The 25,619-nt window shown below is 71.8% G+C and carries 23 protein-coding genes; 16 read left to right on the top strand and 7 right to left on the bottom strand.

Annotated features, from left to right (window positions below; translation table 11 throughout):
- Nucleotides 1-33 precede the first annotated feature (33 nt).
- Nucleotides 34-753 carry a GntR family transcriptional regulator gene (locus ABEB07_RS29170; protein WP_345671077.1) on the bottom strand — a complete coding sequence of 240 codons (720 nt, stop codon included), beginning with the start codon at nt 751-753 and terminating at the stop codon, nt 34-36.
- Nucleotides 754-807: 54 nt separating this feature from the next.
- On the opposite strand from ABEB07_RS29170, the gene ABEB07_RS29165 reads away from it, so the two are divergent.
- The 4 genes from ABEB07_RS29165 to ABEB07_RS29150 all read left to right on the top strand — a co-directional run bounded on the left by ABEB07_RS29165 (nt 808) and on the right by ABEB07_RS29150 (nt 5,174).
- Nucleotides 808-1,623: a class I SAM-dependent methyltransferase gene (locus ABEB07_RS29165; protein ID WP_176151139.1), complete on the top strand. Its 816-nt coding sequence runs from the start codon at nt 808-810 to the stop codon at nt 1,621-1,623.
- A gap of 501 nt (nt 1,624-2,124) precedes the next feature.
- Nucleotides 2,125-2,631 (top strand): hypothetical protein, encoded by a 507-nt coding sequence (locus tag ABEB07_RS29160; protein WP_345671075.1) that lies wholly within the window; start codon nt 2,125-2,127, stop codon nt 2,629-2,631.
- 218 nt (nt 2,632-2,849) lie between these two features.
- Nucleotides 2,850-3,374 (top strand): DUF3761 domain-containing protein, encoded by a 525-nt coding sequence (locus ABEB07_RS29155; protein ID WP_345671074.1) that lies wholly within the window; start codon nt 2,850-2,852, stop codon nt 3,372-3,374.
- 192 nt (nt 3,375-3,566) lie between these two features.
- On the top strand, nt 3,567-5,174 hold the full coding sequence (locus tag ABEB07_RS29150; RefSeq protein WP_345671073.1) for an alpha/beta hydrolase: 1,608 nt from the start codon (nt 3,567-3,569) through the stop codon (nt 5,172-5,174).
- Nucleotides 5,175-5,255: 81 nt separating this feature from the next.
- Here ABEB07_RS29150 and ABEB07_RS29145 read toward each other — a convergent pair whose 3' ends face one another.
- Nucleotides 5,256-5,831, bottom strand: a complete 576-nt coding sequence (locus ABEB07_RS29145; protein WP_176151135.1) for an adenylosuccinate lyase — start codon at nt 5,829-5,831, stop codon at nt 5,256-5,258.
- 423 nt (nt 5,832-6,254) lie between these two features.
- On the opposite strand from ABEB07_RS29145, the gene ABEB07_RS29140 reads away from it, so the two are divergent.
- From ABEB07_RS29140 to pssA, 9 genes are all read left to right on the top strand, one after another.
- Complete coding sequence (locus ABEB07_RS29140) at nt 6,255-8,060, top strand: 3-hydroxyacyl-CoA dehydrogenase family protein (protein WP_345671072.1); 1,806 nt, start codon at nt 6,255-6,257, stop codon at nt 8,058-8,060.
- A 118-nt stretch (nt 8,061-8,178) separates the two neighbouring features.
- The gene (locus ABEB07_RS29135; RefSeq protein ID WP_217711093.1) at nt 8,179-9,024 is read left to right on the top strand and encodes a TetR family transcriptional regulator; all 846 of its coding nucleotides are present in this window, start codon (nt 8,179-8,181) and stop codon (nt 9,022-9,024) included.
- Nucleotides 9,025-9,553: 529 nt separating this feature from the next.
- On the top strand, nt 9,554-10,891 hold the full coding sequence (ccrA, locus tag ABEB07_RS29130) for a crotonyl-CoA carboxylase/reductase (RefSeq protein ID WP_164583068.1): 1,338 nt from the start codon (nt 9,554-9,556) through the stop codon (nt 10,889-10,891).
- A gap of 16 nt (nt 10,892-10,907) precedes the next feature.
- Nucleotides 10,908-12,956 carry a protein meaA gene (locus ABEB07_RS29125; protein ID WP_345671071.1) on the top strand — a complete coding sequence of 683 codons (2,049 nt, stop codon included), beginning with the start codon at nt 10,908-10,910 and terminating at the stop codon, nt 12,954-12,956.
- Nucleotides 12,953-13,918 (top strand): HpcH/HpaI aldolase/citrate lyase family protein, encoded by a 966-nt coding sequence (locus ABEB07_RS29120; RefSeq protein ID WP_164583058.1) that lies wholly within the window; start codon nt 12,953-12,955, stop codon nt 13,916-13,918. Before ABEB07_RS29125 ends, ABEB07_RS29120 begins: the two co-directional genes overlap by 4 nt.
- 5 nt (nt 13,919-13,923) lie before the next feature.
- Nucleotides 13,924-14,436: a MaoC family dehydratase gene (locus ABEB07_RS29115; RefSeq protein ID WP_176151131.1), complete on the top strand. Its 513-nt coding sequence runs from the start codon at nt 13,924-13,926 to the stop codon at nt 14,434-14,436.
- Nucleotides 14,437-15,642, top strand: coding sequence for an acyl-CoA dehydrogenase family protein (locus ABEB07_RS29110; RefSeq protein WP_345671069.1), 1,206 nt, complete (start codon nt 14,437-14,439; stop codon nt 15,640-15,642). It begins immediately after the preceding gene.
- A 170-nt stretch (nt 15,643-15,812) separates the two neighbouring features.
- Nucleotides 15,813-16,469, top strand: a complete 657-nt coding sequence (locus tag ABEB07_RS29105) for a phosphatidylserine decarboxylase (protein WP_164583064.1) — start codon at nt 15,813-15,815, stop codon at nt 16,467-16,469.
- Between the two features lie 22 nt (nt 16,470-16,491).
- Nucleotides 16,492-17,310: a CDP-diacylglycerol--serine O-phosphatidyltransferase gene (gene pssA / locus ABEB07_RS29100; protein ID WP_164583071.1), complete on the top strand. Its 819-nt coding sequence runs from the start codon at nt 16,492-16,494 to the stop codon at nt 17,308-17,310.
- Between the two features lie 339 nt (nt 17,311-17,649).
- Here pssA and ABEB07_RS29095 read toward each other — a convergent pair whose 3' ends face one another.
- Nucleotides 17,650-18,768 (bottom strand): glycerate kinase, encoded by a 1,119-nt coding sequence (locus tag ABEB07_RS29095; RefSeq protein WP_345671112.1) that lies wholly within the window; start codon nt 18,766-18,768, stop codon nt 17,650-17,652.
- 215 nt (nt 18,769-18,983) lie between these two features.
- Here ABEB07_RS29095 and ABEB07_RS29090 point away from each other — a divergent pair, with 215 nt between their 5' ends.
- Both ABEB07_RS29090 and ABEB07_RS29085 read left to right on the top strand, forming a co-directional pair.
- Nucleotides 18,984-19,484, top strand: coding sequence for an NUDIX domain-containing protein (locus tag ABEB07_RS29090; RefSeq protein ID WP_164587638.1), 501 nt, complete (start codon nt 18,984-18,986; stop codon nt 19,482-19,484).
- 156 nt (nt 19,485-19,640) lie between these two features.
- Nucleotides 19,641-20,072: a DUF7144 family membrane protein gene (locus tag ABEB07_RS29085; RefSeq protein ID WP_345671068.1), complete on the top strand. Its 432-nt coding sequence runs from the start codon at nt 19,641-19,643 to the stop codon at nt 20,070-20,072.
- A gap of 57 nt (nt 20,073-20,129) precedes the next feature.
- Here ABEB07_RS29085 and ABEB07_RS29080 read toward each other — a convergent pair whose 3' ends face one another.
- Together ABEB07_RS29080 and ABEB07_RS29075 are read right to left on the bottom strand one after the other, a co-directional pair.
- Nucleotides 20,130-20,621, bottom strand: coding sequence for a methylated-DNA--[protein]-cysteine S-methyltransferase (locus tag ABEB07_RS29080; protein WP_345671067.1), 492 nt, complete (start codon nt 20,619-20,621; stop codon nt 20,130-20,132).
- Nucleotides 20,622-20,643: 22 nt separating this feature from the next.
- A complete protein-coding gene (locus tag ABEB07_RS29075) occupies nt 20,644-22,155 on the bottom strand; it encodes an AlkA N-terminal domain-containing protein (RefSeq protein WP_345671066.1) in 1,512 nt (503 codons plus the stop codon).
- A 249-nt stretch (nt 22,156-22,404) separates the two neighbouring features.
- Here ABEB07_RS29075 and ABEB07_RS29070 point away from each other — a divergent pair, with 249 nt between their 5' ends.
- Nucleotides 22,405-23,466, top strand: a complete 1,062-nt coding sequence (locus tag ABEB07_RS29070) for an alpha/beta hydrolase (RefSeq protein ID WP_345671065.1) — start codon at nt 22,405-22,407, stop codon at nt 23,464-23,466.
- Nucleotides 23,467-23,531: 65 nt separating this feature from the next.
- Here the strand turns inward: ABEB07_RS29070 and ABEB07_RS29065 are convergent, their stop codons facing one another.
- Both ABEB07_RS29065 and ABEB07_RS29060 read right to left on the bottom strand, forming a co-directional pair.
- Nucleotides 23,532-24,044, bottom strand: a complete 513-nt coding sequence (locus tag ABEB07_RS29065; RefSeq protein WP_345671064.1) for an O-acetyl-ADP-ribose deacetylase — start codon at nt 24,042-24,044, stop codon at nt 23,532-23,534.
- Nucleotides 24,045-24,051: 7 nt separating this feature from the next.
- Nucleotides 24,052-25,461: a phytoene desaturase family protein gene (locus tag ABEB07_RS29060; RefSeq protein ID WP_345671063.1), complete on the bottom strand. Its 1,410-nt coding sequence runs from the start codon at nt 25,459-25,461 to the stop codon at nt 24,052-24,054.
- Between the last annotated feature and the right edge of the window lie 158 nt (nt 25,462-25,619).

Below are 25,619 nucleotides of genomic sequence, written 5' to 3'. Positions count from 1 at the left end.
GGACCGGTCCAGTCAAGTCGCTTAGAGGAAGTGCTATCCCATGGGATATGTCTCGGTCTGTTCGAAAACGTGCGCGGGGGTGACGCCCTCCTCGCAGACGAGGGCGCGGTGGTCGTCGTCGTAGGCCGTGTGCAGGATGACAGCGACGGCGGCCGGCTGGACCACCTCCAGCAGATGCGACTCCTCGTTGCTGGCCAGGCGGACCGTAGTGGTGTCGACGCCCTCCCTGGGCGATCGCCCGGTTTCCCTGCGCACGTAGTGCGTGGTGCCCTCGGCGATGGGGCCCGGCAGTGCCAGGCGAGGGGCAGCGTCGGCGATGTCAGGCGGGAACCAGGCGGTGACAAGTGTCCCTGGGGAGCCGTCTTCGAGGAGGACCAAGCGCATCCGCCGCAGTGCGGTCTGACCGGGCTTCAGGGCGAGGACATCCACGACGTGTGCGGGTGGTACGAGTCGGTCCGGCATGCCCAGGCGCCGGTAGGCGGCACCACCGGCGACACGCTTGGAGCCGGCACGGCGGCCGCCCGCCGGCCTGGCGATCGGCGTCTCGGTGACAGTGAACCCCGTGCCCTGCTTCGTGACGACCAGGCCGTCACCCCTGAGTACCTCGTATGCCTTGACCACCGTGGCCCGTGAGACGTGCCACTGTTGGGCGAGGTCACGACCCGAGGGCAGCAGATCGCCCGGCCCGAACTCGCCGCTCTCGATGCGGGTCCGGAGATCTTCGGCGATCTGCTCGTACTTCAGCAGGGGCATGATGCAAGTTTCCGATCACTGGACTGGTCCACTCTTCGGGACCAGAATGCCCGCATGACCCTTCCTGAGCTAGCGCCGGAGATCGCGAGGTTCTACAGCGAGACCATTGATGAGGCGAATCGGCTGGCCAGCACGGCCGACGGGCGCCTGGAAATGGTACGCACCCAGGAACTGCTCCACCGCTACCTTCCGGCACCGCCGGCCCGCGTCCTTGATGTCGGCGGTGGCCCCGGTGCTCACGCCCGATGGCTGGTCCAGGACGGTTACCGCGTACACCTGGTCGACCCGATCCCCCGGCATGTCGACCAGGCCCGGGCCACCGGCGCGACCGTCGAAGTCGGCGACGCCCGTAAGCTCACCGCCCCCGACGGAGGGGCGGACGTCGTCTTGCTCCTCGGCCCGCTCTACCACCTCATCGACGAGGACGACCGTCGGCAGGCCCTCGCCGAGGCTTACCGCGCGCTCAGGCCCGGTGGCCTGCTGGCCGCAGCCGGCATCAACCGGTACTCCAGCCTGTTCGAGCACACGGCCTTCGCGCACCTCCACAAGCCGGCCGTGCAGGAGAGCATCGGCGGCATCCTCGCTTCCCAGATCCACGACGGGAAGAAGGCGTTCACCGCCGCGTACTTCCACAGCGGCGAGCAGTTGCGCGACGAGATCACCGCGGCCGGCTTCGAGGGCGCCGAGGTGTTCGGCGTCGAGGGTCCGGCCTGGTCCATGCTCGCTGCGGCCGAGCGGACCACCGGCGGCGACTTCCGCGACAGCGCCCTGTTCGAATCGGCGTTGATCGCAGCGCGGATGGCCGAGCCGTACCCGGAGCTGCTGGCGGCGAGTTCCCACCTGCTGGCGGTCGGCCGACGGCCGGCCTGACGACGTCCGCCGGACGTGACAAAGTCCCCGCGGCCCGCATGCACCCGCCTCTCCCGAGCCGGTGCAACTCTCGCTGATCTGAAGGCGGTGAGCGGTCCCGGTAGTCCTTGACGCCGCCGCCTCCCAGGGCCACGGAGGTCGTCCTGCGCCCGTTCGACGCACCGGCCTTCGAAATGTCGATCGCCGACTACACTCCATACGATTCTTTGTTCGAGTATGGGGAGTGGCATGTCACCCAGCCGGGGCAGTCGCTCCCTCGTCGCCGTTGCCGCAGGCGCTGTGCTCGCTCTCGCGGGCGGCTGCGCGTCGGGAGGGGACGACACTGCCGACAAGTCCGTGTCGTCGTCTCCCGCCCTGTCACCGAAGCCGTCGACGACAGAGGAACAGCCCCTCACCACCGCAGAGTTGGCGGCAGCCCTTCCCCGGCAAGGCGCCCTGCCGGGCTACAGCGTCAACGGCGCGCCAGAGACGAGAACCGGCGCCGAGAAGTCCGATCACAGCGTGCGGTCCGCGGCGTGCCAACCACTCGAGGACGCGAGATCGGGCGTCTTCGCCGACTCGGCGGCCGGCGCCCGGGTCCCCATATCCGCCCTGAAGTTCGCCCCGCCGACCGAGATCCTGACCTTCACCAGCTATCGCCCCCGTGGCGCCGCCGCGCACCTCGCCTCCTTGACCACGGCGCTCGACGCATGTCCGTCCTTCTCCATGCCCAGCCGCTACGGCGACCGCCTGAGCGTGGACGTCGCGCGAGCCGAGGACCAGGTACCGGCGGGTGACGCCTCCATCAGCTTCCGGATGCACTGGGTCACGACCGTCAACGGGTTCACATCAGACACATACGTCCTGGTCACGACTATCCGCTCAGGAGAAGCGACCCTCACCGACGTGGCGGACACCGGCGCCGGCGGCCAACTCTCCGATGCGAAGAAGCGCTCTTTCCTCCCGCAGCCGGACGGGCGACTGCTGAAGAGCCAGGTCGATGCCCTCGGCAGGGCACAGCACGCCTGAGGCGCCGCGGTCCCAGGATTGACGCCAGCTCAAAGGCGCCCCTGGAAACCGGCGTTGTGTAGATGATGTGGAGATAGTGTGGTTAGTATGAACGCTCGCCGGTGTCGCCGGGGCGTGGAGGTGCCCGGACGCCGCGCACGGGTGACCGCTGTACCGACGCGGCGCGCCGCAGCAACCGGCCCCCTCGTCGGTGCCGGTCACATTCCCTGGGGGGACACATGACCAATCCGTACGCCGCGCCGCCGCAGCCGGTCCGGCCCGCGCCCAAGTGGGCGCGGAAGCGGTACGCGTTGCCCGCGTTGGGGCTCGCCCTCGTCGTCGGCGCGAGCATCGGCGCCGACGGGCAGGACAGTGGGAAGGACGCCAAGCCGGCCGCCGCCAAGGTGCAGCCGGCGGCCACGGTCACCACCACGGCCACCGCCACCGTCACCCCCACCGCCACGGAGACCGTGACCGCCACGCCGACGGCCGTTCCGACGGTGACCGCGACGAAGACGGTCAAGGTGAAGGTGACCGTCACCGCGCACGCGGCCGCCGCCGATACGGGCAGCGGAGGGTCGTCCGGGAGCGGTGGCTCGGGATCGTCCGGCGGCTCCGGTTCCGGGGGCGGCTCCAGCACGTCGGGCAGTTCCGGCGGCGGGAACGGGGCCACCGCCCTGTGCAACGACGGCACCTACTCCTACGCCGCCCACCACCAGGGCGCCTGCTCGCACCACGGCGGTGTGGAGATCTTCTACAAGTAGGCCCACGCGTACGCGTAGGCGCGATTGTTCGAATCGTTTCGACTTTCACTCACGCTTGATCGTTCGAGCGCATCGCTCGGACCGATTGGGTCAAGAATCGTCAGAACGCGTTCTTCCGGGGGTTGTTTCCGGGACGATGCGGCGTGGATCACGAGTCCCGTGGTCCGCAGCCGCTCCGTCCCCGGAGGACCCATGAGAAAACGCGCTGCCGTGCTGTGCGGTGCCGCCGTCGTCCTGGCCGGTTCCGTCACGGCCGTTCCCGCCGAGGCCGACGCCTCGCACGCCGCGGCCGCCGCTCCCGTCGCCAAGGCCGGCTGGAAGAAGTGCGGCACCGCCGACTACCCGACCCTTCAGTGCGCGGCCGTTCAGGTGCCGCTCGACTACGCGCACCCCGCCGGCCGGAAGATCACCCTAGCGCTGTCCCGCGTGCCGCACACCGCGAAGACGTACCAGGGCCCGCTGCTGGTCAACCCCGGCGGTCCCGGCGGCAGCGGGCTCTCGCTCGCCGCCTTCGTGGCGTCCTCGCTGCCCAAGGCCGTGGCGGCCGAGTACGACGTCATCGGCTTCGACCCGCGCGGCGTGGGCGCGAGCAAGCCGGCCCTGGACTGCGCGCCCGGCTACTTCAACCCGGTGCGCCCGGACTCGGTGCCGAGCACGCCCGCGCTCGAACAGGCCAACCTCGCCCGGGTGAAGTCCTACGCGGCGGCCTGCGGCAAGAAGCACGCCGACCTGCTGCCGTACATCAACACCGTCAACGCGGCGACCGACATGGACTCGATCCGCCGGGCGCTCGGCGCTCAGAAGATCAACTACTTCGGCTACTCCTACGGCACCTACCTCGGCGCGGTGTACGCCAAGCTCTTCCCCGAGCGGGTGCGCCGGCTGGTCCTGGACTCCGTGGTCGACCCGACCGGCGTCTGGTACGACGACAACCTCCAGCAGGACTACGCCTTCGACGCCCGCCACCGCGCCTTCATGGCCTGGATCGCCAAGTACGACGCGACATACCACCTCGGCACGGACCCGGCCGAGGTGACGGCCAAGTGGTACGCGATGCGGGCCGCGCTCGCCAAGAAGCCGGCGGGCGGCAGGGTCGGGGCCTCGGAGCTGGAGGACACCTTCATGCCGGGCGGCTACTACAACGGCTACTGGCCCGACCTCGCCAAGGCGTTCGCGGCGTACGTGAACCACCAGGACGCCGGTGCGCTGGTCGACGCGTACGACACCTACGGCGCCGTGGACGCCTCCGGCGACAACGGCTACGGCGTCTACACCTCGGTGCAGTGCCGTGACGTCTCCTGGCCGCGGGACTGGCGGCAGTGGCGCAAGGACAACTGGGCGGTGTACGACAAGACGCCGTTCATGGCCTGGAACAACGCCTGGTACAACGCGCCCTGCGCCTTCTGGCCGACCGCCGCCAAGCGCCCCGTGAACATCGCCAACGCCAAGCTGCCGCCGGTGCTGCTGTTCCAGGCGACGAACGACGCGGCCACCCCGTACCAGGGCGGTGTGACGGTGCACCGCCTGCTGGCCCGCTCCAGCCTGGTCGTCGAGCAGGGCGGCGGCAACCACGGCATCACGCTGAGCGGCAACACCTGCCTCGACACGTATCTGTCGACGTATCTGAGCGACGGCACGGTGCCGCGCGACCGCGCCGGGGCCACGGCGGACGCGGTCTGCCAGAAGTTGCCCGACCCCAAGCCGCAGGCCGCGAAGGCGACGGCCACCAAGACGGCCGCCGACCCGGCGAACACCGCGCCGGGCGCCGCACTGCACCGCTTGGTCCGCTTCCACGGCTGAGCAGGTCGCTCCCCGCCCTCGGCGGTCCGTCGTCTGACGGGCCGTCGGGGGCGGACTCGCCGGCTGGGCGCGCCGGCGGCGTCAGCCCTGGCGCGGGAGACGGGCCAGGGCGCGGACCGCCGCTTCGGCGAGGGCGGGGTGGGCCAGGGCCTCGGTGAGGACGGGGCGGGCGCGGGCGTCGGCCAGGTCGCCCAGGCCCTCCACGCAGGCGAGGGCGACCTTGCGGTAGGGGTCGTGCGGGCGCAGCCGGCGGCGCAGGGTGGTGATGAGGGCGGGGACCGACTCGGGGGCGCGCAGCCGGGTCAGCAGGCGCACCGGGTGCAGGGCGTAGGCGACGCGCAGTTCGTTGGTGGCCAGGGCCGCGGCCGCGCGGGCCGTGCGCGGGTCGCCGAGGCGGGCCAGCGCGTACGCGGCGGCGGCGCAGCGCTGCGGGTCGCGGTGGTTGAGGAGCAGGACGAGGGCTTCGAAGGCCCGCCGGTCGCCCGCGATCCCCAGTCGGACCGCGGCCAGTTCACGGGCCCACAGCGGCTGCGCGGGGGCGGTGAGGACGCCGGCCAGTTCGTCCGGGTCGCCGGCGGCCGCCAGCCGCCGGTAGGCCGCCGTGTCGCCCGACTCCTGCCGTAAGCGCTCCGTGAGTGATCGCAACTCTTCGTCCACGGCAGTCAGCGTAGGGGCGCGGCGGGCGGTGCGGGACCCGGATCGCAAACTCAAGGGGGTAGCGCGCTCGTTACCCACGGGTTAAGCTCAGACGAGCGAGTTACCCACTCGCACCGCCTCGCAGCGGCCTGGTGACGCAGCCGCCGCGAGTGCTGTCGGTTCGGTGCACCAGGTACGGCACGCAGCCATGCGCGGCCCGTACCGCTCGCACCGCAGTACGACCCGGCTTCGGGACAGAGCCGGTCGGTCTTCCGCCGCTGCCCGGACGTGTGCGCGTCCGCGGCGACCGGCACCGGGCGTGTGCGCTCGTAGCCCGGCAACACCCGCACCCTCTTTTCCCGCGCATCCCTCACGCACCCGGTGCGCCCCTCGGCGCACCCGGTCGCGTTCCCAGTCGTCACCCCTCATTCCTGGAGTCCCGCGATGGCCACTCCCCTCTCCGACAGCCCGCTGTCCCCGCTGAAGACGATCGCCGTGGTCGGTCTCGGCACCATGGGCGCCGGCATCACCGAAGTCCTCGCCCGGGCCGGCCGCGAGGTCGTCGGCATCGACATCAGCGAGGCCGCGACCGCCAAGGCGCTCTCCGCCCTGGAGGCGTCCACCGCCCGCGCCGTGGAGCGCGGCCGGCTCACCGAGCAGGAGCGCGCGGACGTCCTCGGCCGCGTGCGCACCGCCACCGAACTGACCGCCGCCGCCGACGCCGACCTCGTCATCGAGGTGGCGCCGGAGTCGTACGAGATCAAGCAGCAGATCTTCCGCGAGCTGGACTCCGTGGTGCGGCCCGGCGCGATCCTGGCCACCGGCACCAACGCGCTGTCGGTGACCCGGCTGGCCGCCGACTCCGCCCACCCCGAGCGCGTCCTCGGCCTGCACTTCTTCAACCCGGCGCAGGCGATGAAGCTGGTCGAGGTGGTCTCCTCGGTGCTGACCGCCCCGCAGGCCGTCGCCGCCGTCACCGACCTCGCCCTGGAGCTGGGCAAGGAGCCCGTCGCGGTCGGCGACCGGCCCGGCTTCGTCGCCGACGGGCTGCTGTTCGGCTACCTCAACCAGGCCGCCGCGATGTACGAGGCGCGCTACGCCTCCCGCGAGGACATCGACGCCGCGATGCGGCTGGGCTGCGGTCTGCCGATGGGCCCGCTCGCCCTGCTGGACCTGATCGGCGTGGACACCGCGCGCACGGTCCTGGAGGCCATGTACGCCGAGTCGCGCGACCGGCTGCACGCTCCCGCGCCGATCCTCAAGCAGCTCAGCGAGGCGGGGCTGACCGGCCGCAAGGCGGGCCGCGGCTTCTACACCTACGAGGCGCCGGGCAGCGCCGTCGTGGTGCGCGACGCGCTGACCCCGCCGGAGGGCGGCGCGCTCACCGCGGGCCGGCCGGTGCGCTCCGTCGGCGTGGCCGGGTCGGGCACCATGGCCTCCGGCATCGCGGAGGTCTTCGCCAAGGCCGGGTACGAGGTCGTGCTCGCCGCGCGCAGCGCGGAGAAGGCGCAGACCGCCCGGGCCCGGATCGGCAAGTCGCTCGCGCGCTCCGTCGACAAGGGGCGGCTGACCGCCGAGGCCGCCGCGCAGACCCTGGACCGGATCACGGCGACCGGCTCCTACGACGACTTCGCCGACGTGGACCTGGCCGTGGAGGCCGTCGCCGAGGACCTGGCCGTCAAGCAGCAGCTGTTCGCGACGCTGGACAAGGTCTGCAAGCCGGGCGCGGTGCTCGCCACCACCACCTCCTCGCTGCCGGTGGTCGCCTGCGCCCGCGCCACCTCGCGTCCGCAGGACGTGATCGGCATGCACTTCTTCAACCCGGCGCCGGCCATGAAGCTGGTCGAGGTGGTGCGCACCGTGCTGACCGCCGAGGACGTGCACGCCACGGTCCGCGAGGTGTGCGGGCGGATCAGGAAGCACGCCGTCGACTGCGGCGACCGGGCCGGTTTCATCGTGAACGCGCTGCTGTTCCCGTACCTCAACAACGCGATCAAGATGGTCCAGGAGCACTACGCGACGCTGGACGACATCGACGCGGCGATGAAGCTCGGCGGCGGCTACCCGATGGGGCCCTTCGAGCTGCTGGACGTGGTCGGCCTGGACGTCTCGCTGGCCATCGAGAAGGTCCTGCACCGGGAGTTCCGCGACCCGGGTCTGGCGCCGGCGCCGCTGCTGGAGCACCTGGTCGCCGCGGGCTGCCTCGGCCGCAAGACGGGCCGCGGCTTCCGCGAATATGCCCGCCGCTGAGCCGTCCGGCGAGCGGCCCGGGGACGGGCGGGAGTGGGGTGGTCTGCTGGAGCCGGCCGCTCCGCCCCCGCCCGCCCGGGGCGGCGGAAGCCGGGGACCCGCGCACCACAGAGCGCACATGCAGTACGTTCGGGTCATGCCCCAGCCCGCCAAGACCTCACGCACCCCCGCCACGCCCGACGCGCCGGAGAGCGCCGCGGGCTCCCGTGCCGCCGCCCAACGGCTGAAGATGCGCCGGGAGCTGGCCGCCGCCGCGATGGAGCTGTTCGCGACGAAGGGGTACGAGGCGACCACGGTCGACGAGATCGCCGCGGCGGCCGGGGTCGCCCGCCGCACCTTCTTCCGCCACTTCCGGTCCAAGGAGGAGGCGATCTTCCCGGACCACGACGACACCCTGATCCGCGCCGAGGCGGTCCTCAACGCCGCGCCCGCGCACGAGCACCCGCTCGACACGGTGTGCCGGGGGATCAAGGAGGTCATGAAGATGTACGCGGCGCGGCCGGACATCTCGGTGGCCCGCTACAAGCTGACCCGCGAGGTCCCGACGCTGCGCGAGGCGGAGATCGCCTCGGTGGCCCGTTACGAGCGGCTGTTCACCCGCTATCTGCTGGGCCACTTCGACGAGCGCGCGCACGCGGACGACGCCAACGACGATCCGCTGCTGGCGGAGGTGGCCGCCTCCGCTGTGGTCACCGCGCACAACCACGTACTGCGGCGCTGGCTGCGGGCGGGCGGCCAGGGCGACGTGGAGACGCAGCTGGATCACGCCTTCGCGATCGTGCGCAAGACGTTCGGCAGCGGGATCGGGGCGGGGCGCAGTGCTTCGGCGGCCCCTTCCGCCCCCGCGGCCCCCGCGGGCGCGACAGTGTCCCACCAGGGGGAGGTCCTGGTCACGGTCGCGCGTACGGATGCTCCGCTGGACGAGGTCATGCGGACGATCGAGGAGGCCCTGAAGGGCCGCTGAGATGTGTTTTGCCGGGTGCCTACGGGGTCGGTGAGAGCGGTTCCTGGGCGGGTGCGGGTGGGTTGTGGCTGGGTGCGCAGTTCCCCGCGCCCCTGGGGGGCTCGCCCAGAGCAAGCAAGTCGCTGTGATGACGGCCATCCTTCGGGGTGGCCGTTTTGGCATGTCAGGGGGGCTTTTCGGGGGGCCTTGAGCGGGCATTCGATCGATCATCGCTCATTTGTTACGTAAAGATTTCGCCTGAGCGGAATTCCTGGCACTCAGTGCCTTGCCAGCTGACACGCGGTGTCATACGTTGAAGAGGTCCGAGCGGCCGGAGCGCGGCGAACCGTACGCGCGCCGGCTGTCCCGGCAGACCGATGGCCTGCCCGCCCGGACGCCTGCGTCACAGGCACCCTCCCGCGCCACCAAGCGCTGCCCCGCACCACCAGCCGAACCGACGGCGCCCCTCACCGAAACACCCCAGCAGCACCGACGTACCCCTCAGCGCCCCTCCCTCAGGGCGCTCACCGCCGGAGGCAACACCGTGACCGTGAAGGACATCCTGGACGCGATCCAGTCGCAGGACGCCACGTCCGCCGACTTCGCCGCCATGCCGCTCCCCGAGTCGTACCGCGCGATCACCGTGCACAAGGACGAGACGGAGATGTTCGCGGGCCTGGAGACCCGCGACAAGGACCCGCGCAAGTCGCTGCACCTGGACGAGGTGCCGCTGCCCGAACTCGGCCCGGGCGAGGCCCTGGTGGCCGTCATGGCCTCCTCCGTGAACTACAACTCCGTGTGGACCTCGATCTTCGAGCCGCTGTCCACCTTCGGGTTCCTGGAGCGCTACGGCCGCACCAACGACCTGGCCAAGCGGCACGACCTGCCGTACCACATCATCGGCTCCGACCTCGCCGGCGTCGTCCTGCGCACCGGCCCCGGCGTCAACGCCTGGAAGCCCGGCGACGAGGTCGTCGCGCACTGCCTGTCCGTCGAGATGGAGTCCAGCGACGGCCACAACGACACCATGCTCGACCCCGAGCAGCGCATCTGGGGCTTCGAGACGAACTTCGGCGGCCTCGCCGAGATCGCCCTGGTCAAGTCCAACCAGCTGATGCCCAAGCCGGATCACCTCAGCTGGGAGGAGGCCGCCGCCCCGGGCCTGGTCAACTCCACCGCCTACCGCCAGCTGGTCTCCCGCAACGGCGCCGGCATGAAGCAGGGCGACAACGTGCTCATCTGGGGCGCGAGCGGCGGCCTCGGGTCGTACGCCACCCAGTTCGCGCTGGCCGGCGGCGCCAACCCGATCTGCGTGGTCAGCAGCCCGCAGAAGGCGGAGATCTGCCGGTCGATGGGCGCCGAGGCGATCATCGACCGCAACGCCGAGGGCTACAGGTTCTGGAAGGACGAGCAGACCCAGGACCCCAAGGAGTGGAAGCGCTTCGGCAAGCGCATCCGCGAGCTGACCGGCGGCGAGGACATCGACATCGTCTTCGAGCACCCCGGCCGCGAGACCTTCGGCGCCTCCGTCTTCGTCACCCGCAAGGGCGGCACCATCACCACCTGCGCGTCCACCTCGGGCTACATGCACGAGTACGACAACCGCTACCTGTGGATGTCGCTGAAGCGGATCATCGGCTCGCACTTCGCCAACTACCGCGAGGCGTGGGAGGCCAACCGCCTGATCGCCAAGGGGAAGATCCACCCGACGCTCTCCAAAGTGTACTCCCTGGAGGACACCGGCCAGGCCGCCCACGACGTGCACCGCAACGTCCACCAGGGCAAGGTCGGCGTGCTGTGCCTGTCGCCCGAGGAGGGCCTCGGCGTGCGCGACGGGGAGCTGCGCGCCCAGCACCTCGACGCCATCAACCGCTTCCGGAACATCTGAGACACCGAGGTCACACATGACTGAGCGTCAGCCTGCCGGTGACCGGCGGGAGAAGGACCGGCCGTGGCTCATGCGCACGTACGCCGGTCACTCCACGGCCGAGGCGTCCAACGAGCTGTACCGGCGCAACCTCGCCAAGGGTCAGACGGGTCTGTCGGTGGCGTTCGACCTGCCGACGCAGACCGGCTACGACTCCGACCACATCCTCGCCCGCGGCGAGGTCGGCCGGGTCGGTGTGCCGGTCGCCCATCTGGGCGACATGCGCCGGCTGTTCCAGGACATCCCCCTGGAGCAGATGAACACCTCGATGACGATCAACGCGACCGCCATGTGGCTGCTGGCGCTCTACCAGGTCGTCGCCGAGGAGCAGGGCGCGGACCTGACCAAGCTCCAGGGCACGACCCAGAACGACATCGTCAAGGAGTACCTGTCCCGCGGCACACACGTGTTCCCGCCCGGGCCCTCGCTCCGGCTGACGACGGACATGATCGCGTACACGGTCTCCCACCTGCCCAAGTGGAACCCGATCAACATCTGCAGCTACCACCTGCAGGAGGCCGGGGCCACGCCGGTGCAGGAGATCGCGTACGCGATGTCCACCGCGATCGCCGTCCTGGACGCGGTGCGCGACAGCGGACAGGTGCCGCAGGAGCGCATGGGCGACGTCGTGGGCCGGATCTCCTTCTTCGTCAACGCGGGCGTCCGCTTCGTCGAGGAGATGTGCAAGATGCGGGCGTTCGGCCGCATCTGGGACCGGATCACCCGCGAGCGGTACGGCATCGAGAACCCCAAGCACCGCCGCTTCCGCTACGGCGTCCAGGTCAACTCCCTCGGCCTGACCGAGGCGCAGCCGGAGAACAACGTCCAGCGGATCGTGCTGGAGATGCTGGCCGTCACCCTCTCCAAGGACGCCCGCGCGCGGGCCGTGCAGCTGCCCGCCTGGAACGAGGCCCTCGGGCTGCCCCGCCCCTGGGACCAGCAGTGGTCGCTGCGCATCCAGCAGGTGCTGGCCTACGAGAGCGACCTGCTGGAGTACGACGACATCTTCGAGGGCTCGACGGTGATCGAGGCGAAGGTGGCCGCCCTGGTCGAGGAGGTGTTCGCCGAGATCGACCACATCCAGGAGCTGGGCGGCGCGATGGCCGCCGTGGAGTCCGGCTACCTGAAGTCCCAGCTGGTCGCCTCGCACGCCGAGCGCCGGGCCCGGATCGAGTCCGGCCAGGAGAAGATCGTCGGCGTCAACGCCTTCGAGGGCACCGAGCCCAACCCGCTCACCGCCGACCTGGACACCGCGATCCAGACGGTCGACCCGGCGGTCGAGGCACGGGTGATCGCCGCGCTGAAGAACTGGCGCGACACCCGCTACCAGCCGCCCTTCAACCACCCGCGCCCCTGCAAGGCGCTGGAGCGGCTGAAGGAGGCCGCCAAGGGCACCGCCAACCTGATGGAGGCCACCCTGGAGTGCGCCCGCGCGGGTGTCACCACCGGCGAGTGGGCCGGGGCGCTGCGCGAGGTGTTCGGCGAGTTCCGCGCGCCGACCGGCGTGTCGTCCGCGCCGGTGGCGGTCACCGCCGAGGCCGGCTCGGCCTTGTCGGAGGTGCGCCGCAAGGTGGAGCTGACCGCCCGGGACCTGGGGGTGGGCAAGCTGCGCTTCCTGGTCGGCAAGCCGGGTCTCGACGGCCACTCCAACGGCGCCGAGCAGATCGCCGTGCGGGCCCGCGACGCCGGCTTCGAGGTGGTCTACCAGGGCATCCGGCTCACCCCGGAGCAGATCGTGGACGCCGCCCTGGCCGAGGACGTGCACGCGGTGGGCCTGTCCATCCTGTCCGGCTCGCACGCGCAGCTGGTGCCGGACGTGCTGGACCGGCTGCGTGTGGCCGGTGCCACAGACATTCCGGTGATCGCCGGTGGCATCATCCCGAACGGTGACGCCGAAGACCTGCGGGCCGCCGGCGTGGCCGCGGTCTTCACCCCGAAGGACTTCGACATCACCGGCATCATCGGCGCCATCGTCGACGAGATCCGGAAAGCGAACAAGCTCGACCCCCTGGAGGTCCCCGCATGAGTACGCCCGTCAACCGCCTGCGCCCGCGGCGCTCGTGTCTGGCCGTCCCGGGCAGCAACCCGCGCTTCCTGGAGAAGGCGCAGGGCCTGCCCGCCGACCAGGTCTTCCTGGACCTGGAGGACGCCTGCGCGCCGCTGGCCAAGCCCGAGGCGCGGCACACCATCGTCAAGTTCCTCAACGAGGGCGACTGGACGGGCAAGACCAGGGTCGTGCGCGTCAACGACTGGACGACCGAGTGGACGTACCGGGACGTCGTGACGGTGGTCGAGGGCGCCGGTCCCAACCTCGACTGCATCATGCTGCCGAAGGTGCAGAGCGCCCAGCAGGTGGTGGCGCTGGACCTGCTGCTCACCCAGATCGAGAAGACGATGGGCTTCGAGGTCGGCCGCATCGGCATCGAGGCGCAGATCGAGAACGCCCAGGGCCTGAACAACGTCAACGAGATCGCGCAGGCCTCCCCGCGCATCGAGACGATCATCTTCGGCCCGGCCGACTTCATGGCGTCGATCAACATGAAGTCGCTGGTCGTGGGCGAGCAGCCGCCCGGCTACCCGGCGGACGCCTACCACTACATCCTGATGAAGATCCTGATGGCCGCCCGCGCCAACGACCTCCAGGCGATCGACGGCCCCTACCTCCAGATCCGCAACGTCGACGGCTTCCGCGAGGTGGCCGGCCGGGCCGCCGCGCTCGGCTTCGACGGCAAGTGGGTACTGCACCCGGGCCAGGTGGACGCGGCCAACGAGGTGTTCTCGCCCTCGCAGGAGGACTACGACCACGCCGAGCTGATCCTGGACGCCTACGAGTACTGCACGTCGGAGGCGGGCGGCAAGAAGGGCTCGGCGATGCTGGGCGACGAGATGATCGACGAGGCCAGCCGCAAGATGGCGCTGGTCGTCGCGGGCAAGGGACGGGCGGCCGGTCTGCGGCGCACGTCGAAGTTCGAGATCCCGGAGGCCTGAGCGCGATGCAGTTCGGACGCACCTACGAGGAGTTCGAGGTCGGCGCCGTCTACAAGCACTGGCCCGGCAAGACGGTCACGGAGTACGACGACCACCTCTTCTGTCTGCTCACCATGAACCACCACCCGCTGCACCTGGACGCGCACTACGCGGAGTCGACGACGGACTTCGGCAAGAACGTCGTCGTGGGCAACTACGTGTACTCCCTGCTGCTCGGCATGTCCGTCCCGGACGTCTCCGGCAAGGCGATCGCCAACCTGGAGATCGAGTCGCTCCGGCACGTGGCGCCGACCTTCCACGGCGACACGATCTACGGCGAGACGACCGTGCTCGACAAGTGGCCCTCGAAGTCGAAGAACGACCGCGGCATCGTCCACGTCGAGACCAAGGGCTACAAGCAGGACGGCACCCTGGTGTGCGTGTTCCGCCGCAAGGTGATGGTGCCGACCGAGACGTACATCAAGGAGCGCGGCGGAGAGCAGCCCGGCCGGCCCGAGCTGAAGGAACAGGGGAAGTAGATGAGCCGTCTCGCCCAGACCCACGGCCTCTCGGACGTCCAGCAGGAGATCGTCTCCACCGTCCGGGACTTCGTGGACAAGGAGATCATCCCGGTCGCGACCGAGCTGGAGCACCGCGACGAGTACCCGCAGGCGATCGTGGACGGGCTCAAGGAGCTGGGTCTGTTCGGTCTGATGATTCCCGAGGAGTACGGGGGCCTGGGTGAGTCGCTGCTGACCTACGCGCTGTGCGTGGAGGAGATCGCCCGCGGCTGGATGTCGGTGTCCGGCATCATCAACACCCACTTCATCGTCGCGTACATGCTCAAGCAGCACGGGACGCGGGAGCAGCGGGACCACTTCCTGCCGCGCATGGCGGCCGGGGACGTCCGGGGCGCGTTCTCGATGTCGGAGCCGGCGCTCGGCTCGGATGTGTCGGCCATCTCCTCCAAGGCGGTGAAGGACGGTGACGAGTACGTCCTGACCGGCCAGAAGATGTGGCTGACCAACGGCGGCACCTCGTCGCTGGTGGCGGTCCTGGTCCGCAGTGACGAAGGTCACCCCGAGGGCACCGCGCCGCACAGGTCCATGACGACCTTCCTGGTGGAGAAGGAGCCCGGCTTCGGCGAGGTCCGGCCCGGCCTCACCATCCCGGGGAAGATCGACAAGATGGGCTACAAGGGCGTCGACACCACCGAGCTGATCATGGACGGCCTGCGCGTCCCGGCCGACCGGGTGCTCGGCGGGGTCACCGGCCGCGGCTTCTACCAGATGATGGACGGCGTCGAGGTCGGCCGGGTGAACGTGGCGGCCCGTGGCTGCGGTGTCGCGCAGCGTGCCTTCGAGCTGGGTGTGCAATACGCCCAGCAGCGCAGCACCTTCGGCAAGCCGATCGCCCAGCACCAGGCCATTCAGTTCAAACTGGCCGAAATGGCCACCAAGGTCGAGGCCGCGCATGCCATGATGGTGAACGCGGCCCGCAAGAAGGACTCCGGGCAGCGCAACGACCTCGAGGCGGGTATGGCCAAGTACCTGGCCTCGGAGTACTGCAAGGAGGTCGTCGAGGACGCCTTCCGGATCCACGGCGGCTACGGCTTCTCCAAGGAGTACGAGATCGAGCGTCTCTACCGCGAGGCGCCGATGCTGCTCATCGGTGAAGGTACCGCCGAGATCCAGAAAATGATCATCGGCCGCAGGCTGCTCGAAGAGTATCGGTTCCAAGGCTGAATGTCCGCGTACGGGGTGTTTTCGCCGAGAAGAAGATCACACCCCGTCAGCGGTTACCGGCCGCCGACTCGGCTTCCCGGCTTACCCAGTTGTGGTCCTTAACCGCTACGATCGCGGAAAGCCGCCGTCCCCCGTCGAAAGCGCGGCATCATCCGCTACGAAGGTCATCCATGCCCCACAGCCAAACCTCTGCACCTCGCGACAGCCTCGCCGGCGTACGCCTCGCGCGCGGAGCATCGCCGTGGCTTCTGCCGACCGTCGCCACCGCAGCCGTCAGCCTGGTCCGCGCCCGCCGCTCGGGCGCGGCCAAGGCCGTAGCCGTCCCCGCCACCGCGCTCGCGGCGGGGATGCTGTGGTTCTTCCGCGACCCCGAGCGCGAGATCACGCAGGGCCGGGTCATCTCGCCCGCCGACGGTGTGGTGCAGAGCATCATGCCGTGGAAGGACGGCCGCACCCGCGTCGCCATCTTCATGAGCCCGCTGAACGTCCACGTCAACCGCGCCCCGCTCGCCGGCACGGTCACCTCGGTCGAGCACATCCCCGGTGGGTTCGTTCCGGCGTTCAACAAGGAGAGCGAGAACAACGAGCGGGTGGTCTGGCACTTCGACACCGAGCTCGGTGACATCGAGATGATCCAGATCGCCGGCGCCGTCGCCCGCCGCATCGTCCCGTACATCCCGTCGGGCACCAAGGTGGAGCAGGGCGAGCGGGTCGGCCTGATCCGTTTCGGCTCGCGGGTCGACCTCTACCTGCCCGAGGGCGTGGAGGTGGCCGTCGAGGTCGGTCAGAAGACCGTGGCTGGGGTGACTCGCATTGACCGTGATTGATCCCGACACCCAGGCCGGCTGGGTGCCCGAGGCCGACGAGCTGGACGACGAGGAGGAGATGCCCCTCTCGCTCCGGCTGTCGATAGCGGACACCCTCACCCTGGGCAACGCGACCTGCGGCTTCATGGCCGTGTACTTCACGACCACCGGAATCCTGATCCCGCACCTCACCGGGAGCACGGAGAACGGCATGGCCCGGCACAGCGCCGCCACGGCGGTCATCCTGATGCTGTGCGCGGCGGTCTTCGACCTGTTCGACGGACTGGTGGCCCGCAAGCTGCGCTCCTCCCCCATGGGCGCGGAACTGGACAACCTCTCCGACCTGATCAGCTTCGGCCTGGCCCCGGCGTACTTCGTCCTCGTCTACGGCATGGTCGCCGACGACGCGCACCAGAGGGTGGCCGCGCTGAGCGCGATCGTGGTGCTGCTGGCGGTGGTGCTGCGGCTGGCGAGATTCTCCTGCGTGACGCTGAAGGACGGCATGTTCCAGGGCATGCCCTCGCCCTTCGGGGCGCTGACGGTGGTCTCCATCGTGCTGCTGGAGCTGCCGTTCGTGGCGACGCTGCTGGCGATCCTGGGGACGGCGTGGCTGATGGTGAGCCGCGTGGAGTACCCCAAGCCGCGGGGCCGGCTCGCGGGGGCGATGCTCGGGTGGATCGTGCTGTCGATGGGGCTGCTGGCCGGCTGGGCCTTCGACGCGCCCAGCGGGCAGCTGCTGCTGCAGACCGGCTGTGCGCTCCAGCTGGTGATGGGTGCGGTGATTCCGTTGTTCGCCACGGCTCGCCGGGTGAACAACTTCCGCGGCAACCGGCGTGAGGCGCGGGCGGCGCAGCTGCCGTGACGCTCCGCCGCGAAGGGCCCCGGACCGCTTTCGGTCCGGGGCCCTTTCGCATGCGCGGCGAGTACTCCCCCTGGGAGCTCCGCCCCCAGACCCCCGGCCTATGCCCACCCACCACCCGACTCGGTAGCCGCACAGCTCGGGCCGCCCCTCCAGCCCGTCGGATGTTCGGACACGAGGCGGTCAGGCGGGACACCGCGATCCCCCCACCACCCCACCCAGCCCGTCCGGCGTTTGAGGACGAGGCCCGTTCGGGGCCGATGCGGGGGGCCGGGGGCGGCAGCCCCCGGGGACGGGACGGGTAGGGGCGGCGGGGGCGACATCCCCCACCGCCCGCCCCGCTCAGCTCAAAAAGTCCCGTGCGATCTGCTCCGCGACCCGCTCCAGGATCGGCCCCGCCTCCGCGATGCACTTCTCGACGTCCGGCTCGACGGACGTCAGCGGATACGCCCGCCGGATCCCCGCCCGCCCCAGCTCCTCCACCGGCAGCGCCAGCCGCCCGCACACCGCGACGACCTCCCGCCCCGCCGCACGCGCCGCCGCAGCCACCCCGGCCGGGGCCTTGCCGTGCAGCGTCTGCTCGTCCAGCGACCCCTCCCCGGTGATCACCAGGGAGGCCCGCTCCAACGCCGGCGCGAAGCCCAGCACGTCGAGCATGACCTCGATCCCGGCACGGAACCGCGCGCCGAGGATCAGCGCGCCGTACCCGATGCCGCCCGCCGCGCCGGCGCCCGGCGAGGCCGCGTACTCGGCCGCCTTCGGCCCGATCGCCGCCTCCAGCACCTTCGCGAAGTGCGCGAGCGCCGCGTCCAGCGCCGCCACGTCCTCGGGCGAGGCGCCCTTCTGCGGGCCGTAGACCGCGGGAGCGCCCTTCGGGCCGGTCAGCGGGTTGTCCACGTCGCTGGCGAGCACGAACTCGACCGAGGCGAGCCGCTCGTCCAGCCCGGACAGATCCGCGCTCGCGAGGTCGGCCAGTCCGCCGCCGCCGGGCGCGACCGGCTCTCCGGCCGCGGTGCGGAACCGCGCTCCCAGCGCCGCCAGCATGCCCGCGCCGCCGTCGGTGGTCGCGCTGCCGCCGACGCCGAACACGATCGTCCGCGCGCCCGCGTCCAGCGCGGCCCGCAGCAGCTCCCCGGAGCCGTACGTCGACGCGGTGAGCGGCGCGAAGACGCCGGCGGGCAGCCGCTGCAACCCGCTGGCCTCGGCCATCTCCACCACCGCCGTGTCGCCGCGCAGCGCGTACGCGGCCGTCACCGCCTCGCCGAGGGGACCGGCGACCCGTACCTCGCGGCGCTCGAACCCGGCCGCGACCGCCGCGTCCACGGTGCCGTCACCGCCGTCGGCGACCGGCAGCGCCTCCACCTCCAGCCCCGGCGCGACCCGGCGCAGCCCGGCCGTCACCCGCTCGGCGACCTGTACGGCCGTCAGCGAGCCCTTGAACTTGTCCGCGGCAATCAGCACCCCACGGGTGCCGTGCACTGCAGCGTCCGCCACCTTGCGTTCCCCTTGCTCTCCGGGCCCCGCACACCGGGGCCAGTCGCGCCGCTGCGACCATAACCGGCGACCGCCCCCGCCGTCATGCCCCGCCCGTACCCTGAGAAGCCCTGGCCGGAGACTCGGGCCGGCCGGCCGGGTGGGGCAGGTGGGAGACGGACACGGCTGGATACCCTTCCAGGATGAGCACTCCAGACGTCCCCGACTACGCCACGTACATCGCGGGGCTGCCCCGTGTCCTCGCCGCCGCCGCGGCCCTCTTCCGCGACGCGCAGGGGCGGGTGCTGCTGGTCGAACCGAACTACCGGGAGGGGTGGGCGCTGCCGGGCGGCACCATCGAGTCCGACACGGGCGAGAGCCCGCGCCAGGGCGCGCGCCGCGAGACCCTGGAGGAGATCGGCCTGGACCGCGCGCTGGGCCGGCTGCTCGCGGTCGACTGGGTGCCCGGCGCCGACCGGCCGCCGCTGGTGGCGTACCTCTTCGACGGCGGTGTGCTGGCCGACGAGGAGCTGAAGGCGATCCGGCTGCAGGAGGAGGAGCTGCTGTCCTGGCGTCTGGTCGGCCGCGACGAACTGGTCGCGCATCTGCCGGGCGCCACCGGCCGCCGCGTCCTGGCGGCCCTGGAGGTGCTCGACGGGGGCACGAGCACGGCGGAGCTGGAGAACGGCCACCGGGCCGGCTGACCCACCGCCCGGGGTGCCGCCCCGCCCCTGATCCCCGGCGCCGCGGGACTCCGGTCGCGGCGTCGGGGGATCGCGGTCAGGCTGGCAGGGGAGCGTGGTTCGCCTCGCGCGAAGCCGTGTGCCACGGCGACCGCGCAGGACAGGAAGGCGAAGGCCATGGCAACGACATCCGGCAAGATCCGGCCGGGACAGGGCGGGCCCGGCCGCGGCGCGAGCACCGACAGCGCGTCCCTGTTCGCCGGGGCGGCGCTCATGCTGAGCGGTCCGCTCAGCATCCTCCTGGGCGTCACCGGCATCGCCCAGGACACCCTGTTCTCGCCGCCCGGATACGTGTACCGGTTCGACCTGACCGCGTGGGGCTGGCTGCACCTCGCGATCGGGCTGGCGCTGGTCGTCGCCGGCCTGGGCATCCTGGCCGGCCGCAGCTGGGGCCGCGGGGCCGGCATCGCGGTGGCGGGCGTCAGCCTGATCACCCAGTTCATGTTCATCCCGTACTACCCGGTGTGGTCCATCGTCGTGATGGTCCTCGACCTGGTCATCGTCTGGGCGCTGAGCAGGTTCCACACGGCGGCGCCCGGCGGCCGGTAGCACCGTCGCCCCCTTCCCCGGCTCCCCCAGCTGCCCCGGCCGCCCCGGCTGCCGGTGCTAGACGTCGAAGAGCGCCGAGCCGGTCTCGAAGTCCAGGAGGCGCTTCTTGCGGGGCAGTCCGCCGCCGTAGCCGGTCAGGCTGCCGTCGGCGCCGACCACGCGGTGGCAGGGGACGATGATGCCCACGGGGTTGCGGCCGTTGGCGAGGCCGACGGCGCGGGAGGCGCCCGGTGCGCCGAGGGCGGTGGCCAGTTGGCCGTACGAGCGGGTCTCGCCGTAGGGGATGCGGCGCAGCGCGTCCCACACGCGGCGCTGGAACGGGGTTCCGGCCAGGCTCAGTTCGAGGGTGAACTCCTTCAACTCCCCCGCGAAGTAGGACGCCAGCTGCTCCTGGGCCGCCCGGAAGGCGGCCGTGCCGGCGCTTTCGCCGAACGTCTCCCGCGGGGGCCGGTGGCGCTGGTCGGTCATGTAGAGGCCGCACAGGACGCCGTCGTCGGCGACGAGGGTGAGCGGGCCGTAGGGGCTGTCGATGACGGTGTGCTGTTTCATGGTGCGTCCCTCGGACGGGCAGTCAGACGGGCAGGAAGTTGATCGGGTGGCTGTCGGTGGCCCACAGGTACTGCACGGCGTACGCGCGCCAGGGCTGCCAGGCCGTCGCGCGGGCGGTGAGGGCGGCGGGTGTGGCGGGCAGGCCCAGTCCGGCGGCGGCGCGCCGGATGCCGAGGTCGGTGGGGAGGAAGGCGTCGGGGTCGCCGAGGGCGCGCATGGCGATCACGTCGACCGTCCAGGGGCCGAAGCCGGGCAGGGCCAGCAGCCGGGAGCGGGTCTCCCGCCAGTCGCTCTCCACGCCCAGGTGGAGGCCGCCCTCGGCGAGTTCGCGCACCAGGGTGGTGAACGTGGTGCGGCGGGTGCGGGGCATCGCCAGTGCCGCCGGGTCGAGCGCGGCCAGTGCCTCGGGGGCGGGGAAGAGGTGGGTGAGGCCGCCCTCGGGGTCGTCGACCGGGTCGCCGTGGGCGGTGACCAGGCGGGCCGCGTGGGTGCGGGCGGCGGCGGTGGAGACCTGCTGGCCCAGGACGGCCCGTACGGCGAACTCGGCCCCGTCCACCGTGCGCGGCACCCGCCGGCCCGGGGCCTTGTCGACCAGCGGGGCGAGCACCGGGTCGGTGCGCAGCTGGTCGTCGACGGCGACCGGGTCGGCGTCCAGGTCGAGCAGGCGCCGGCAGCGGCTGATGGCCACGGGCAGGTCGCGCAGGTCGGCCAGGGTGAGCCGGCAGGCCACGTGGTCCGGTTTCGGGGCGAGCGCGGCGACGCCGGGTCCGTGCGGCAGGCGCAGCGTGCGCCGGTACGCCCCGTCGCGCCACTCCTCGACGCCGGGCACCGCGGTCGCCGCGAGGTGGCCGAAGAGGTTGTCCGGGTTGAGCGGGGCGCGGAAGGGGAGGCGCAGGGTGAGGGTGCCGGGGGTGGCCGCGCGGGTCCGGCCGGGGGCGGTGGTCTGGGGGGTGGTGGGCTCGGGGGCGCGGGTGCGCAGTTCGCCGGGTGACAGCGCGAACACCTCGCGCACGGTGTCGTTGAAGGCGCGGATGGAGGCGAACCCGGCGGCGAAGGCGATCTCCGCCATCGGCAGGCGGGTGGTCTCGATCAGCAGCCGGGCGGTCTGGGCGCGCTGGGCGCGGGCCAGCGCGAGGGGTCCGGCGCCGAGTTCGGCCAGCAGCTGCCGTTCGATCTGGCGGGTGCTGTAGCCGAGGCGGGCGGCGAGGCCGGGGACGCCGTCGCGGTCCACGACGCCGTCGGCGATCAGCCGCATGGCGCGGGCCACGAGGTCGGCGCGCCGGTTCCACTCCGGGGAGCCGGGGCTGGTGTCGGGCCGGCAGCGTTTGCAGGCCCGGAACCCGGCCTGCTGGCAGGCGGCGGCGCTCGGGTGGAAGACCATGTTCTCCGGCTTGGGCGGCACCACGGGGCAGCTCGGCCGGCAGTAGATGCCGGTGGTCAGGACGGCGGTGAAGAACCAGCCGTCGAAGCGGGCGTCCTTGGACCGGACGGCGCGTACGCAGCGGTCCCGGTCGGTGTGCATCCCGTTCTGCATGACTCCAGCATCGGGCACCGGCGGCCTTTGAGCTGGCGGGAATCCGACATGGCCCTGTTGTGTCTTGGTGCGCTCCGAATCGTGGGGGTCGTCCGGATCACAGTGTTGCGGTGTGCGGGGCGGCAACCGACGCCCTTTTTTTCGCATCCTGATGCGTGCCGGGGTTCGCGGCTGCCGCCGCGAAAGCACCGGCTTCTCGGTTTCGGACGGCGCCGTCGCAGACGGTCGCCGCTAGGAGAGGGTGGCCGTGTGGCGCTGACCGGTACGACGTTCTTCTTCGTTCTCGTCGTCGCGACGTTCCTCGCGATGGTGGGGACGGTGGCGTTGTGGCCCAAGGTGGGCGGCCCCAGAGCCCTGCGCTGGCTGACGCACGGGGTGATGATCGCGGTGTGCCAGGTCGTCGCCATCTCCGTGGTGGCGACGTGGATCAACAACAGCTACGGGCTGTACGCCTCCTGGGCCGACCTGCTGGGCACGACGAGTTCGGCCAACGCGGACGCGATGCCGGGGCCGCCGGCGAGCCGTGCGCAGTTCAACCACAGTACGCGTGACGGCGTGCTTGACACGTATTTCCGGGGCGGGCACTCCACGCTGTCCGGTCAGGTGCTGGTGTGGACACCGCCCCAGTACGACGAGCCCGCCTACCGCAGGAAGCGGTTCCCGGTGCTGATCCTGATGCACGGGGTGCCCGGTTCGCCGCAGTCCTGGGTGGAGCACGGCGGCATGCCCGGGGACTTCGAGAACCTGATGAAGCAGCGCAAGGTGCACCCCTTCATCATGGTGATGCCGGTGATCGACCCGGGCAGCGTGGACACCGACTGCAGCGACCTGCCCGACCGCAAGGTCGCCTCGTGGCTGGCGTACGACGTCCCCGATCTGGTCAAGCGCAAGTTCCGCACGCTGAAGGGGCACTCCGGCTGGGGTGTGATGGGGTACTCGACCGGCGGTTACTGCGCGGCGAAGCTGCCTTTGCAGTATCCGAAGATCTTCGGGGCGGGCGCCGCCATCGACCCCGACCCGCTGACGGGCGACTCCTCCGTCATCCCCGACCCCGAGCTGCGCGCGGCGAACACCCCGACCAAGCTGGTCGCCCGTTCCAAGGCGCGGGTGAGCCTGTTCCTGGCCACCTCCCGTCAGGACCGGGTGAGTCCGCCCGCCTCCATCGAGAAGTTCCTCGCCGCCTCCGCGACCTCCTCCGTCCAGGTGCGCACCCAGCTGCTGTCCAGCGGGGGCCACAACTACCAGACCTTCGCGGCGTCGTATCCGATGGCCTTCCACTGGCTCGGCGCCTGGCTGTCCGCGCCACGGTAGCCGTACGGCGGGGCGGCTGAACCGCCGGGGCGGGCCGGGCCGGACTCACGGCGGCTCTGGCGCCGTCAGCCGATCCGTGCGGCGAACACCTCGTGGGCCGGCTGGTCGAAGAGGACAAACCGGACCTCCTCGACCGCGGTCGCCGTGTCCCGGACCGTCTCGACGGCGATGCGGGCGGCGTCGTCCAGGGGCCAGCGGTAGACGCCGGTGGAGATCGCCGGGAAGGCGACCGTGCGGGCGCCGAGTTCGTCGGCGACCCGCAGCGACGCGCGGTGGCAGGAGACCAGCAGGTGCGAACGGTCCTCGCCGGCCGACCAGACCGGGCCGACGGTGTGGATCACCCAGCGGGCGTCCAGTGCGCCCGCGGTGGTGGCGACGGCCTCGCCGGTGGGCAGGCCGCGGCCGTAGCGGGACGCGCGCAGGGCACGGCACTCGGTGAGGATCGCGGGGCCGCCGCGGCGGTGGATCGCGCCGTCCACCCCTCCCCCGCCGAGCAGGGAGGAGTTGGCGGCGTTGACGAGGGCGTCGACGCGCTGGCGGGTGATGTCGCCGCGGACGAGGGTGATGGCGGCGCTCATGTCTGCCTCATGTCTGTCTCAGTCTCCGCCAGACGGCCTTGGCCGCGTTGTGTCCCGACATGCCGTGCACTCCGGGGCCCGGCGGGGTGGCCGAGGAGCAGAGGAAGACGGCCGGGTGCTGGGTGTGGTACGGGAACAGGGTGGGCCGGGGGCGCAGCAGGAGCCGGAGTCCCGCGACCGAGCCGGTGGCGATGTCGCCGCCGACGTAGTTGGCGTTGCGGGCGGCGAGTTGGGGCGGGCCCGCGGTGGCGCGGGCGAGGACGCGGTCGCGGAAGCCGGGGGCGAAGCGCTCCAGTTGGCGTTCGATCGCGTCGGTGAGGTCGCCGCTCCAGCCGTTGGGGACGTGGCCGTACGCCCAGAAGACGTGTTGGCCGGCCGGGGCCCGGGTGGGGTCGACGACGCTGGGCTGGACCGTGATGAGGAAGGGCCGTTCGGGGGCGCGGCCCTCGCGGGAGGCGGCGTTCAGGGCGGCGCCGATCTCCGCGCTGTCGGCGCCGATCTGCACGGTGCCGGCGGCGCGGGGTGCCTCGGCGGTCCACGGGACGGGGCCGTCCAGCGCGTAGTCGATCTTGAAGACGCCGGGGCCGTAGCGGTAGCCCTCGTAGGCGCGGCCGAGGCCGGCGATGCGGGCCAGGGCGGTGGGCGAGGTGTCGAAGACGTACGCCCGGGCGGGCGGCAGGTCGTCGAGGCGTTTGACCTCGTAGTCGGTGTGGACGGCGCCGCCGAGTTCCGTCAGGTATCCCGTCAGGGCGTCCGAGACGGCCTGCGAGCCGCCGCGGGCCACCGGCCAGCCGCGGGCGTGCGCGGCCAGCGCGAAGACCAGGCCGATGGCGCCGGTGGCGAGGCCGTTCAGCGGGGCCATGACGTGGGCGACCAGGCCGGCGAAGAGGGTCTTGGCGCGCTCGTCGCGGAAGCGGCGCATCAGCCAGGTGGAGGGCGGCAGGCCGGTGAGGCCGAAGCGGGCGAGGGTGACCGGGTCGCGCGGCAGGGCGGTCAGCGGCAGGGACATGAAGTCGCGCGCCAGGGTGTCCCAGCGGGGCAGGAACGGTGCGACCAGTCTGCGGTAGGCGCCCGCGTCGCGCGGTCCGAAGGAGGCCGCCGTCTCGGCGACGGAGCGGGCCAGGACCGCGGCGGTGCCGTCCGGGAAGGGGTGCGCCATGGGCAGCTCGGGGTGGAGCCACTCCAGGCCGTGGCGTTCCAGGGGCAGGGCGCGGAAGGCGGGCGAGTTGACGCCGAGGGGGTGGGCGGCGGAGCACGGGTCGTGGCGGAAGCCGGGGAGGGTGAGTTCCTCGGTGCGGGCGCCGCCGCCGACGGTGCCGCGGGCTTCGAAGACGGCCACGGAGAATCCGCGCCGGGCCAGTTCCACGGCGGCGGTCAGTCCGTTCGGTCCCGCACCCACCACGACCGCATCGAGCATCGACGCCACCTCGGGACCCCTTCGTCGGCTTCGCCGGCTTCTTCGGCTTCGTCAGCCGATGGCCACTGGGCTTCAGGATATGCCGCGCGACCGGCCCGGGGGCATCCAGCCCTCCGGGCGGCGGAGGGCCGGCGGTCCCCGCCCCGCCGCGAGCGGCG

The organism is Streptomyces similanensis, assembly GCF_039543625.1.
Lineage (GTDB): Bacteria > Actinomycetota > Actinomycetes > Streptomycetales > Streptomycetaceae > Streptomyces > Streptomyces similanensis.
The sequence above is the reverse complement of the archived record's forward strand: the minus strand, read 5'-3'. Positions and strand labels throughout refer to the sequence as shown.